This is a genomic window from Streptococcus oralis subsp. dentisani (assembly GCF_002096335.1).
Taxonomy (GTDB): domain Bacteria; phylum Bacillota; class Bacilli; order Lactobacillales; family Streptococcaceae; genus Streptococcus; species Streptococcus oralis_Z.
Window position 1 is genome coordinate 147,459 of sequence record NZ_NCUW01000030.1, and the last position, 13,251, is coordinate 160,709.

11 protein-coding genes and 1 pseudogene are annotated in these 13,251 nt (G+C 40.9%); 11 read left to right on the plus strand and 1 reads right to left on the minus strand.

The features are described from left to right. The first annotated feature begins 4 nt into the window (after positions 1-4). From B7709_RS07200 to metK, 8 genes are all read left to right on the plus strand, one after another. Positions 5-196 (plus strand): PspC domain-containing protein, encoded by a 192-nt coding sequence (locus B7709_RS07200; protein WP_162279173.1) that lies wholly within the window; start codon positions 5-7, stop codon positions 194-196. 42 nt (positions 197-238) lie between these two features. Beyond that, entirely contained in the window at positions 239-373 is a 135-nt protein-coding gene (locus tag B7709_RS07205; RefSeq protein WP_061453515.1) for a DUF4044 domain-containing protein, read from the plus strand. Between the two features lie 65 nt (positions 374-438). Beyond that, on the plus strand, positions 439-1,749 hold the full coding sequence (obgE, locus tag B7709_RS07210; protein ID WP_084972259.1) for a GTPase ObgE: 1,311 nt from the start codon (positions 439-441) through the stop codon (positions 1,747-1,749). A 9-nt stretch (positions 1,750-1,758) separates the two neighbouring features. Further along, positions 1,759-1,932 carry a hypothetical protein gene (locus B7709_RS10130; protein ID WP_000502572.1) on the plus strand — a complete coding sequence of 58 codons (174 nt, stop codon included), beginning with the start codon at positions 1,759-1,761 and terminating at the stop codon, positions 1,930-1,932. A 288-nt stretch (positions 1,933-2,220) separates the two neighbouring features. Next, positions 2,221-5,580 (plus strand): SHIRT domain-containing protein, encoded by a 3,360-nt coding sequence (locus tag B7709_RS07220; RefSeq protein WP_084972260.1) that lies wholly within the window; start codon positions 2,221-2,223, stop codon positions 5,578-5,580. A gap of 274 nt (positions 5,581-5,854) precedes the next feature. Next, positions 5,855-7,198, plus strand: coding sequence for a DEAD/DEAH box helicase (locus tag B7709_RS07225; RefSeq protein WP_084972261.1), 1,344 nt, complete (start codon positions 5,855-5,857; stop codon positions 7,196-7,198). 241 nt (positions 7,199-7,439) lie between these two features. Further along, the gene (locus B7709_RS07230; RefSeq protein ID WP_084972262.1) at positions 7,440-8,819 is read left to right on the plus strand and encodes a VWA domain-containing protein; all 1,380 of its coding nucleotides are present in this window, start codon (positions 7,440-7,442) and stop codon (positions 8,817-8,819) included. Between the two features lie 463 nt (positions 8,820-9,282). Then, positions 9,283-10,473, plus strand: a complete 1,191-nt coding sequence (gene metK / locus B7709_RS07240; protein ID WP_084972263.1) for a methionine adenosyltransferase — start codon at positions 9,283-9,285, stop codon at positions 10,471-10,473. Positions 10,474-10,818: 345 nt separating this feature from the next. Here metK and B7709_RS10385 read toward each other — a convergent pair. Then, a pseudogene (locus tag B7709_RS10385) lies at positions 10,819-10,920 on the minus strand (AraC family transcriptional regulator); the annotation flags it as partial. Here B7709_RS10385 and B7709_RS07245 point away from each other — a divergent pair. Genes B7709_RS07245 through B7709_RS07255 form a run of 3 tightly spaced genes read left to right on the plus strand, consistent with a single transcriptional unit; the run spans position 10,913 to position 13,168 of the window. Continuing rightward, a complete protein-coding gene (locus B7709_RS07245; protein ID WP_084972264.1) occupies positions 10,913-11,821 on the plus strand; it encodes a LysR family transcriptional regulator in 909 nt (302 codons plus the stop codon). The pseudogene B7709_RS10385 and the gene B7709_RS07245 sit on opposite strands and share 8 nt — an antisense overlap. Then, positions 11,818-12,285, plus strand: coding sequence for a signal peptidase II (gene lspA, locus B7709_RS07250; protein WP_084972265.1), 468 nt, complete (start codon positions 11,818-11,820; stop codon positions 12,283-12,285). The genes B7709_RS07245 and lspA overlap by 4 nt, the downstream gene beginning before the upstream one ends. Beyond that, the gene (locus B7709_RS07255) at positions 12,269-13,168 is read left to right on the plus strand and encodes an RluA family pseudouridine synthase (protein ID WP_084972266.1); all 900 of its coding nucleotides are present in this window, start codon (positions 12,269-12,271) and stop codon (positions 13,166-13,168) included. Before lspA ends, B7709_RS07255 begins: the two co-directional genes overlap by 17 nt. Positions 13,169-13,251: the final 83 nt, after the last annotated feature.

Consider the following 13,251-nt stretch of genomic DNA (forward strand, 5'->3'; position numbering starts at 1 on the left):
AAATATGGCAAAAAAATTTATGAGAAGTGGTAGAGATCAAAAAATTGGAGGTGTTTGCGCAGGTGTAGCCCATTATTTTGATATTGACCCTACCATTGTCCGTGTGATTTGGGGAGTTCTTGCCTTTTGTTATGGGGCAGGGGTACTTGCTTACATAATCCTATGGATAATTGCGCCAGTCTCTACAGACTATTAAGCTATAATTTAAAAAATAAAAATAAATTGAAAAGGAGACCACATGGCTTTCGGAGATGAAGGAAAACGTAAAAAAACAATGTTTGAAAAATTAACATTATTGATTGTTATTGTCATGTTGCTTGCAAGTTTGCTTGGTATTTTTGCAACAGCAATAGGTGCGTTGAGTAATCTATAAAATGTGATAAATCAGGATTGTTTAGTGACTGGATTTTCCAGTCCTTTTTAAAGTGAGAAGAAAATATGAGTATGTTTTTAGATACAGCCAAGATTAAGATCAAGGCTGGTAATGGTGGCGATGGTATGGTTGCCTTTCGCCGTGAAAAATATGTCCCGAATGGCGGTCCTTGGGGTGGTGATGGCGGACGTGGAGGTAACGTTGTTTTCGTTGTAGACGAAGGCTTGCGTACCTTGATGGATTTCCGCTATAACCGTCATTTTAAGGCCGAATCCGGTGAAAAAGGGATGACCAAAGGAATGCATGGGCGTGGTGCAGAAGACCTTCGTGTTCGCGTACCACAAGGAACGACTGTACGCGATGCAGAGACAGGTAAAGTCATTACAGACTTGATTGAGCATGGCCAAGAATTTATCGTGGCACATGGCGGTCGAGGTGGTCGTGGAAATATCCGCTTTGCAACACCAAAAAATCCTGCACCTGAAATTTCGGAAAATGGAGAGCCGGGTCAGGAACGTGAGTTGCAACTAGAATTAAAAATCTTAGCGGATGTCGGTTTGGTAGGTTTCCCCTCTGTCGGGAAATCAACCCTTCTTAGCGTGATTACCTCTGCTAAGCCCAAAATCGGTGCCTACCACTTTACGACTATTGTCCCTAATTTAGGCATGGTTCGTACACAATCAGGTGAATCTTTTGCCGTAGCGGATCTTCCCGGTTTGATTGAGGGAGCTAGTCAGGGTGTCGGCTTGGGGACTCAGTTCCTTCGTCATATTGAACGCACTCGAGTTATCCTTCATATCATCGATATGTCGGCCAGCGAAGGACGTGATCCTTACGAAGATTATCTTGCTATCAATAAAGAATTGGAATCATACAACCTTCGTTTGATGGAGCGTCCACAGATCATCGTAGCTAACAAGATGGACATGCCTGAAAGTCAGGAAAATCTGGAAACCTTCAAGAAGAAATTGGCAGCAAACTACGATGAGTTTGAAGAACTTCCAGCCATCTTCCCTATTTCTGGATTGACCAAGCAAGGTTTGGCACCCCTTTTGGATGCGACAGCTGAATTGTTAGATAAGACTCCAGAGTTCTTGCTCTATGACGAGTCTGATATGGAAGAAGAAGCTTACTATGGCTTTAATGAGGAAGAAAAAGCCTTTGAAATTAACCGTGACGATGATGCTACATGGGTACTTTCTGGTGAAAAACTCATGAAACTCTTTAACATGACCAACTTTGACCGTGACGAATCTGTCATGAAGTTTGCTCGTCAGTTACGTGGTATGGGAGTTGACGAAGCCCTTCGTGCGCGTGGTGCCAAAGATGGAGACTTGGTTCGAATCGGTAAATTTGAGTTTGAGTTTGTAGACTAGGAGATTGATATGGGAGATAAACCGATATCATTCCGAGATGCAGATGGAAATTTTGTTTCTGCAGCAGATGTGTGGAATGAAAAGAAACTAGAAGAATTGTTTAATCGTCTTAACCCAAAACGTGCTCTTCGATTGGCACGAGAAAAAAAAGACAATGAGAAGGCTGATAAAGAAGAAAAATAGCCTATCGATATTGATAAAAAACTCTTTGAAATTTGTAGTAGAAGTTGAAAAGCTAATATTGGGAGAGAACAAAATTTGTTCTCCCCCTTTTGATATGTCTTGTAGAATCAAGTAAAATTAAATCTACAGAAGTTTATTATTATAATTATTTTATAGAATAAACTTTTAAAATAGTTGTATATTATAAAAAAATATCGCCAGATAATTTTTAAAAGATTTAGAGCAAAAATTCGATAATATCAGTCAGTTATGGTAGAATAAAAGTTATAAAAGAAAAGGAGGGCTGAAATGTTTTTTCAGGATAGAGAGATAAAATATTCAATTCGCAAGTTGTCAGTTGCTACTGTCTCCCTTGCGATTGGATTTTTGTTTGCACCCACTGCGACTGGAGTGAATCAAACAGTCCACGCAGATGAGCTTGAATCTACAGCGCAAGTGGGAAATAAGTCAGACAATCAAACCTCAGAAGGAGCGTCTGAAGTAACAAAAACAGAGAATCAAGAAACAACTTCAGCGATGGCTTCTGCGTCAGTACAAGCAGAGACTAAAGAAGACAATCAAGCCATCATAAAATCTGCTACCCCTACTGTGACAGAGGCGGGTCAAGTGACAGATTCAACTGCTCTTAGAAATTCTCAATCAGTTGCTGAAACGGTTCAGCCATCCACAGAAGGAGCAGCCCAGCTGCCCTCTGCAAACGTTAGTCTGAAGAAGAGTGCTTTAGAAAACTATCTCAAAGAGTTGCGTAACAAGGATTTTTCAAGGAAAACAGATGAGAGTTTAGAAATCCTTAATGATTTGATGACAGCGGCTGATAGCCTACTTCAAACTGCGACAAAGCAAGAAGAAATTGATAAAGTTTACCGAAATCTGGTAACCTTCGTTAATTCGGGACTTCGTAATAAAAAACCGAAAATCATCTTGGGAAAGGATAAGATTCCTTCAAAAGAAGTAGAGTCTGGAGACACTTCCTCTAAAGGAAAATTGCCTGAGAATTCTACCAAACAGACGGATACGATCTACAGAGTGGAGTATAAATTTACTAACTCGACTCCTGTCTACCCTCTTCCAAATAAGATTCGCGATATGCTTCCAGCTGGCACTGATTTCGTGGCACGAGCTGACGATTACAAAGATGCAAGTAAACTTGATACATCCACAGTAACTGTTCCGATAGGTACATGGACCTTCCATGGTTTTGATGCGGATAAATACGGAAAAGCTATTGCAGGTACGAAAGTGAAAACCATCACAGGATCCTGGAGCTTTACGCCAAATGGTATAGACTATCAATTCCAACCAACTAATCCTGATTTCGTATTACCAGATCATATTACCAAGTTGACTCCGAAAAACCCAATTGATTATAAGATGGGCGGTCTGTTTCTTACAGAAGTAGATGCTGAGCAACCAAGTGAAACGACTTATGTTGACAGAGCAAACAAGGTAACTTGGACATTTGCAGGATACGATAAAGAAAAAATCGTTGTAGCAAAAGGTAGACAGACTTTCCTTGGAAGCTGGGTACCTACTCCAAATCCAGAATATGTATTCAAATCTTCTAAAGCAGGTGTTCCATTGCCACAAAGTATTTTGGGAATGCTCCCAAGTGATGAGACTTCTTATCAGGTTGGTGACACCATTGTAGCCAAGCAACCTGCTAAAGAATCAGTAGTTGAAGAAGAAAAAGATTATGTCTGGACCTTCAAAGGTTACGATCAGAAGAATGCGACGTATAATGGCAGGCGCGTGACATTTACGGGTATCTGGGAAGTAACGCCTAGACCACATCATGTAAGCTATGCTTTTGTGAGCGAAACGGCTGGTGTTGATTTGCCTGAATTTATTCAGAAGAAAGCACCAAAAGATAGCTCAAGCTATTACAACACGCAAAAAGTTGTACCAGAAGAGCCGACAACAAAGACTTACAAAGATGATGTGAACGACGGTACCTGGACTTTCACTGGTTACGATGCCAAAAGTAAGATTGTGAAAAAAGCTGATTTGACTTTCACAGGTAAGTGGGCATTTAAGGCGAATCAGTATCAAGCAGGTTACCGTTTCGAAAGTGCGACAGCCGGAAAAGATCTTCCAGTAGCTATTACAGCCTTGTCTCCAAATGATAGTGTAACTTATGAGAATGGTAACCCTGTTTCAGCTAAACAGCCAGTGAAGACGATTTACACAGACACAGTACATGACGGTACTTGGGCCTTTAAGGGCTACGCTGTAGATAATGCAGTCGTGAACAAGGCTAATGTTGAGTTTGTAGGTAAATGGGCATTTGAAGCCAATAAGTACCAAGCAAGTTACCGCTTTGAGAGCGCAACAGCAGGTAAGCAACTTCCAGCAGAAATCAAAGGTTTGACTCCAAGCGACAGTGCAACATATCTGAATGGTGTTGCAGTTTTGGCTAAGCAGCCAATCCAAACTAATTACGTAGATTCAGCGAACGATGGGATATGGAAATTTAAGAGGTATATTCCAGCTGGCGCAGTGGTCAATAAGACAAATGTCACCTTTGTTGGTCAGTGGGAGTTTAGAGCCAACAAGTATCAAGCAAATTATCGCTTCGAGAGCGCAACGGCGGATAAAGCACTTCCAGCAGCCATCACCGCTTTGACTCCAAGAGACAGTGCAACTTATGAAAATGGTAATACTGTTTCCGCTCAGCAACCATCACAAACCACATACACAGATTCAGTGAATGATGGCACTTGGACCTTCAAGGACTATGATGCAGCTAGCGCCGTTGTCAACAAGACTGATGTAGAGTTTGTAGGTAAGTGGGAATTCAAGGCGAATCCGACAAATGCTGAAACTTATACGCCTCAAGTAACGGAAGAAACTATCAAGGTTGGAGAAACACCAGACTTGACAGATAATGTGACGAACTTGCCAAGCCTTCCAGCTGGCACTAAGGTAGTAGATATCACACCTGCGGATCAAATAGATACTACAAAACCAGGTACTTATAGCGGTACAGTTCGTGTTGATTATCCAGATGGTTCTTCTACTAAAGTTCTTGTACCAGTTAATGTTTTACCTGCACCGGTAATTGAAACCTATAAAGTAACCTACCGCTTCGAAAGTGCTACGGCAGACAATAACTTGCCAACAGAAGTATTGAGCTTACTTCCACAAAGTGGAACATATACCACAAGTTCTTCTGCAGCGATTGCTTTCGTTCCAGAAGTACCGATGCCTGTAGAAGTTGCTGTTGCAAATGGTACATGGACATTCCTAGGTTATCAAGAAGTGGAAGAGGGAGGAAATCTGATCTTCGTCGGTAAGTGGGGCTTTGAAGCCAAGCAAGCTCCTAGTCCGCAGCCACAGCCACAACCGCAACTGGTTCCGCAGCCACAACCACAGCCAAGTCCGGTTCCACCAGCGACTCCAGAAGTGAAGCCAGACCAAGAAACTGATTCAGCTGATAAAGCTCAACTGAATCAGCTAGTGAAGCCCGAAAGCAAACCTGTTGCAAATGATAAGCCAGCTGTTCCAATTCCTGCCGTAGATAAGGCTAAACAAGCGACCTTACCAAATACAGGTAGCACTTCTCTAATTTCAATTGAGGGAGCAACGACAAGTGCTATTCTTGCAGGTCTAGGAGGATTACTTCTTGGTCGCAAGCGGGAAGATGATTAAGTACTGATTTTATCTAGAGTATATCTACTTTTATAAGATTCTTAAGCATCTGCTTGACTGTTTGACAAATCTATCTGAGTCACAAGTTTTAAGGCTGAGAGAAGACCAATTTGGTCTTCTCTTTTTGAATTTTGGATAGAAATAAAATGTGTGATTTCAAGTCTAAGAGTGGTATTTAGAGAAGTTGATAACCTTGTGATAGGTCAGACTAGTTGGACTACTGAAAATGCTCAAAATATGGTATAATGGTTAGATGAATAGAATCGAGGATAATATGTCATTTACGAAATTTCAGTTTAAAAACTATATAGAAAAGGCTTTGGAGGAGATGAAATTTACAACTCCGACAGAGGTACAGGATAAGTTAATTCCTATTGTCTTAGCAGGTCGAGACTTGGTCGGTGAGTCAAAAACAGGTTCAGGAAAGACTCATACTTTTTTGCTGCCCATTTTCCAGCAATTAGATGAAACTAGCGATAGTGTGCAAGCAGTGATTACGGCTCCAAGTCGTGAGTTAGCTACTCAGATCTACCAAGCAGCTCGTCAGATTGCTGCCCACTCAGATGTGGAAGTCCGTGTGGTTAACTATGTTGGTGGTACGGATAAGGCGCGTCAGATTGAAAAACTTGCCAGCAACCAGCCTCATATTGTCATCGGGACTCCTGGTCGAATCTATGACTTGGTCAAATCTGGTGATTTAGCTATTCACAAGGCCAAGACCTTTGTTGTTGATGAAGCCGATATGACCTTGGATATGGGATTCTTAGAGACAGTTGATAAGATTGCTGGAAGTCTTCCAAAAGACTTGCAATTCATGGTTTTTTCAGCGACCATTCCACAGAAGTTACAACCGTTTTTGAAAAAATATTTGTCAAATCCTGTTATGGAAAAAATCAAAACAAAAACAGTCATCTCTGATACCATTGATAACTGGTTGATTTCGACCAAGGGACGTGATAAGAATGCTCAGATTTATGAATTGACTCAAGTCATGCAACCGTATTTGGCAATGATTTTTGTTAACACCAAAACGCGTGCAGATGAATTGCATTCTTATTTGACTGCTCAAGGTTTGAAGGTGGCTAAGATTCATGGAGATATTGCTCCTCGCGAGCGCAAGCGGATCATGAATCAGGTGAAAAATCTAGATTTTGAGTATATTGTCGCAACGGACTTGGCAGCGCGTGGAATTGATATTGAAGGTGTCAGTCATGTCATCAATGATGCCATTCCGCAAGACTTGTCCTTCTTTGTTCACCGTGTTGGACGGACTGGGCGCAACGGACTGCCTGGTACAGCTATTACCCTTTACCAGCCAAGCGATGACTCGGATATCCGTGAGTTGGAGAAATTAGGAATCAAGTTTACTCCTAAGATGGTCAAAGACGGAGAGTTTCAAGATACCTATGACCGTGATCGTCGTGCCAACCGTGAAAAGAAGCAGGATAAGCTTGATATTGAAATGATTGGCTTGGTCAAAAAGAAAAAGAAAAAAGTCAAACCAGGCTATAAGAAGAAGATTCAATGGGCGGTGGATGAAAAACGCCGCAAAACCAAGCGTGCTGAAAATCGCGCACGTGGCCGTGCAGAGCGTAAAGCTAAACGCCAAACATTTTAAAAACTCAGTAGAATCAGGTGATTCTACTGAGTTTTTATTTCCGGAAATATTCAAAGGAGATAATAATTATATATTTTAAATAATTTGATTTATAAAACAGTAATTGCTTTAAAACCTTTTTTAGAGCAATATTTTATTGAAATCATAAGGAAAAAAATTGAAAACTATACAAAATTGTGTTATCATACTATAAAACAATCGGATTATATCATTTGATCCGTGAAAAGAAAAGGGGACTTCTATGGATAAATCATTTATGAAACAACAACGTTTTTCATTCCGTAAAATGAAAGTTGGGTTGGCTTCTGTAGCAATTTTGTTTGCTTTTGCTCAGGTCGGACAAGTGTCTGCAGATGAAACAACACAACCGGCATCTACTTCAGCTGAAACAGTAAAGAAAACCGAAGCAAGTAAGTCAGCAGTCGAAGCTGCTGTAGCAGAAATTAAAGCTGACGAGGCGAAACCAGTCGTTAACCAATCAGATGCAAAACCTGGAGACCTTGTTGATGTTTCTAAGAAGGTTTCACCTATTGACGTGAAAGAACGCCAAGAAGGTGATCAAAAGATTCATGAAGAAACTGCAACAGTCGAAGTCACAAAGACAGAAGTGGCTCCTGTAAAAAGCGAAGAACTTCCTGCTCCAAAGACTGAAACAACTGGGAGTACAGTGAGCGGGAAAGATGAAGATGGAAATTCTTATACCCAGTACGAACGAGTTGACAAGACAACAACTGTTGAAATTACTAAAACAGCTCCAACTGTAACAAAAGCGGGAGCAGCTGATATTGTTTTCGTTATTGACCGTTCAGGATCTATGTCTTCAACTATTGACACTGTCCGTAACAATATCAATGAGTTTGCAAGAAATCTTGCTAAAGATGGAGTAGCAGCACGTTTTGGATTAGCTACCTTTAGTGATGAAGTATATGGACGTGAAAGAGGAAAAGCAGATGAGGGTACAATTTTAACAAAATTTAATGAATCTTATTTTACCTCTGACCCAGCTGAGCTTGAAAAAGCCTTAGCAGGCATTAAGATTGCAGATGGTGGAGACCTCGCTGAAACATCTACACCTGCTCTTACACAAATTGTTTCAACCTACGACTGGTCTAAGTCACCTAAAAATAAAAAGTTTGTCGTATTGTTAACAGATGCTCAAATGAAGGAGGATCCTTCAATTCCAACGATTGCGGATACTCTTGCATCTTTGAAAGACGCAAAGATCGAAAGAATTGTTGCAACTTCGACAGGGATCTCTATTAACTATAAAGATTTTGTATCTGAAGGTCGATTAATGAATATTGATCGTAACTTGGCTGACTCTTTAACTAAAGATGCAACTTCATGGATTGTTGAGACAGTAAGTGAAGGACGTCAATACAAGGTAACGAAAGATAATTATCGTTTTTACTTAGAACGTCGTACAACATTACCAGTTGTTCAGACAGAGAATCCGATTCAAACGACCTCTCTTCCAGTAGCTACAGCTCATAAACAAGAAGCAGCTAAACTCCCTGATACAGGAAGTAATGATACAGCGAACTATGGTATTGCTGGACTTGGCCTCCTAATGGCTGGACTCAGCTTAACTGTAAGCAATAGAAAGTCAAAGGAACAGTAACCTAAAACTGGCAGATTGTTTGTAAAAATATCATGAGAAAATAAAAGCAGATAATAAAAAGTAGGTAGTATGTATACCTATGCATAGAAGTATAGGTATACATTTCGTATTGTAGAATACAAGCCGAATTTTTATGACGAAAAAAGAGCCGTAAGGTTCTTTTTTCGACTTAGAGAAAATACTGCAAAAAAAAGTAAAAAGTGGTATAATGATAAGGTTATATAGTCCCGATAAGATGGTAGAAATGTCTATCAGTACTTTGTAACTCGCAAAGAATGACGGCTCCAAAGTCGCTCGTCATTCTACGGTTGCCGCTATAATGCGGTCACCCTATGCGCCTTACTAGCTTCAGAAATAAAAAAGTATCGTTTTTATTTCTTTCGCGTCGTAACTCTTAGACAATAGAAATATCTACCAGTACTTTGTAACTCTATAACAATATTTTTTAAGGGGGGACATTTTTATGTCAGAACGTAAATTATTCACGTCTGAATCTGTATCTGAGGGGCATCCAGATAAGATTGCAGATCAAATTTCAGATGCGATTTTAGATGCTATTTTAGCGAAAGATCCAGAGGCGCACGTTGCTGCTGAGACAGCTGTATATACAGGTTCTGTCCACGTTTTTGGTGAAATTTCTACAAATGCCTATGTGGATATTAACCGTGTAGTTCGTGATACCATTGCAGAGATTGGCTATACCAATACCGAGTATGGATTTTCTGCGGAGACGGTGGGAGTCCATCCGTCTTTAGTGGAACAATCTCCAGATATTGCTCAAGGTGTTAACGAAGCCTTGGAAGTTCGTGGAAATGCAGATCAAGACCCATTGGACTTGATTGGAGCTGGCGACCAAGGTCTTATGTTTGGATTTGCTGTGGATGAGACAGAGGAACTCATGCCATTGCCAATCTCACTTAGCCACAAACTGGTTCGTCGTTTGGCAGAACTTCGCAAGTCTGGTGAAATCAGCTATCTTCGCCCAGATGCCAAATCCCAAGTGACTGTTGAATACGATGAGAATGACCGTCCAGTGCGCGTAGATACAGTCGTTATTTCTACTCAGCACGATCCAGAAGTTAGCAATGAACAAATCCACGAGGACGTCATTAACAAGGTGATTAAGGAAGTGATTCCAGCCTCTTACTTGGATGAACAAACAAAATTCTTCATCAATCCAACTGGTCGCTTTGTAATCGGTGGACCTCAGGGAGACTCAGGCTTGACTGGTCGTAAGATTATCGTGGACACTTATGGTGGCTACTCTCGTCATGGTGGTGGTGCCTTTTCTGGTAAGGATGCGACTAAAGTGGATCGTTCAGCCTCTTATGCAGCTCGCTACATTGCTAAGAATATCGTTGCAGCAGGCCTTGCTAAGAAGGCAGAAGTGCAATTAGCTTACGCTATCGGTGTTGCGCAACCTGTTTCTGTCCGTATCGATACTTTCGGTACTGGAACAGTAGCTGAAAGCAAGCTTGAAAAAGTGGCGCGTCAAACTTTTGACCTTCGCCCTGCGGGAATTATCCAAATGCTTGATCTCAAACGGCCAATTTACCGTCAAACAGCGGCTTATGGACACATGGGACGTACAGATATTGACCTTCCGTGGGAACGTTTGGATAAGGTAGATGCTTTGAAAGAAGCTGTGAAATAAAAAATTTCCAATGTACTGACTCTCAAAGTTAGACAACTAATTTAAGTAAAGGATTTAGTCCTGTATTATACAGGGCCAAGTCCTTTTAGTTTGACTTTAAGTGGGTAAGGAATCTAGTTGGAGTTGACCTTCTCAAGGTTTGCTAATACTTAAATATCTTTGAGTTGAAAGTAAAACATCATTTTCTGAAAGCTTTTTTAAATGGACTTTTTATTTCCCAAATTTATGATTTTAGAATCTATTGTCATAACAGATAACTTCTAAAAGAATGTATTCTTGTGTCGAACTTCTGGGAAATTATAGATGAAATCTTATGTTTTTATTAGCTCTATATACTCGATTTGAGTGTAGTTGAATTTTATGATGGATATTCTTTTTCCTTTGTGGAAAACTTCTGAATTATGGTATAATGAACAGATAGAGAAGTTGGGGGTAAAAGATGAACATTCAACAATTACGCTATGTTGTGGCTATTGCCAATAGTGGTACTTTCCGTGAAGCTGCTGAAAAGATGTATGTTAGCCAGCCGAGTCTGTCTATTTCTGTCCGCGATTTGGAAAAAGAGCTGGGCTTTAAGATTTTCCGTCGGACCAGCTCAGGGACTTTCTTGACCCGTCGTGGTATGGAATTTTACGAAAAAGCGCAGGAATTAGTTAAAGGATTTGATGTTTTTCAAAATCAGTATGCCAATCCTGAGGAAGAAAAAGATGAATTCTCTATTGCTAGTCAGCACTATGACTTCTTACCACCAACTATTACGGCTTTTTCAGAGCGCTATCCTGACTATAAGAGCTTCCGTATTTTTGAGTCTACTACAGTTCAAATCTTAGACGAAGTAGCTCAAGGGCATAGTGAGATTGGGATTATCTACCTCAACAACCAAAACCAAAAGGGCATCATGCAACGGGTTGAAAAGTTAGGCTTGGAAGTTATTGAACTAATTCCTTTCCCGACTCACATTTATCTTCGTGAAGGACATCCTTTAGCAAAGAAAGAGGAACTGATTATGGAGGATTTAGCGGATCTACCAACGGTTCGTTTTACTCAGGAAAAGGATGAGTACCTTTATTATTCAGAGAACTTTGTCGACACTAGCGCGAGCTCGCAGATGTTCAATGTGACGGACCGTGCTACTTTGAATGGTATTTTGGAGCGGACGGATGCTTATGCGACAGGTTCAGGATTTTTAGATAGTGACAGTGTCAATGGGATTACAGTCATTCGTCTCAAGGATAATCTAGATAACCGCATGGTCTATGTCAAACGGGAAGAAGTGGAGCTTAGTCAAGCTGGGACTCTTTTCGTTGAAGTCATGCAAGAATATTTTGATCAAAAGAGGAAATCATGAAAAAAAGAGGAATAGTGGCAGTGATTGTACTGCTTTTGATTGGGCTGGATCAGTTGGTCAAAAATTATGTTGTCCAACAGATTCCACTGGGTGAAGTGCGTTCGTGGGTCCCCAATCTCGTTAGCTTAACCTATCTGCAAAATAGGGGAGCGGCCTTCTCCATGTTACAAGACCAGCAGTGGTTATTCGCTGTCATTACACTGGTCGTTATGGTCGGTGCCATTTGGTATTTACATAAACACATGGAGGATTCTCTCTGGTTAGTTTTTGGACTGACTTTGATAATAGCGGGAGGTCTGGGCAACTTTATCGACAGAATGAGTCAAGGTTTTGTGGTGGATATGTTTCACCTAGACTTTATCAACTTTGCGATTTTCAATGTTGCTGACAGTTATTTGACAGTTGGTGTCATTGTTCTATTGATTGCAATGCTTAAAGAGGAAGTAAATGGAAATAAAAATTGAAACTGGTGGGCAACGTCTAGACAAGGCTCTGTCGGACCTGACAGAATTGTCACGCAGTCTCGCGAATGAACAAATCAAGGCTGGACAAGTTTTGGTTAATGGGCAAGCCAAGAAAGCAAAATACACTGTCCAAGAGGGGGATATCGTCACCTACTATGTGCCAGAACCAGAGGTTTTAGAGTATGTGGCTGAGAATCTTCCACTTGATATCATCTACCAAGATGAGGATGTAGCCGTTGTTAACAAACCTCAAGGGATGGTGGTCCATCCCAGTGCCGGTCATACTAGCGGAACCTTGGTCAATGCCCTCATGTACCATATCAAGGACTTGTCAGGTATCAATGGGGTTCTCCGTCCTGGTATCGTTCACCGTATTGATAAGGATACGTCTGGTCTCCTTATGATTGCTAAGAATGACGAGGCACACTTGGCACTTGCCCAAGAACTCAAGGACAAGAAGTCTCTACGTAAATACTGGGCGATTGTTCATGGCAATCTTCCCAATGATCGTGGTGTGATTGAAGCGCCGATTGGCCGGAGCGAAAAAGATCGTAAGAAACAGGCAGTGACTGCTAAAGGGAAGCCAGCAGTGACTCGTTTTCAAGTCTTGGAACGTTTTGGAGATTATAGCTTAGTGGAGTTGCAACTGGAAACAGGGCGTACCCACCAAATCCGTGTTCATATGGCTTATATTGGCCATCCAGTCGCTGGTGATGAGGTCTATGGTCCTCGAAAAACGCTGAAAGGACATGGGCAATTTCTCCATGCTAAGACTCTAGGTTTTACCCATCCGAGAACAGGTGAAACCTTGGAGTTCACAGCAGATATTCCAGAGATTTTTAATGAAACTCTGGAAAGATTGCGTAAAACTAAGAATAAATAAAAGAGTTGAGATGGCTGTCTCAACCTTTTTTATTTCAAGTCTTTTCTATTTTAAAGCATTCATGTTATAATGGATAAATATGA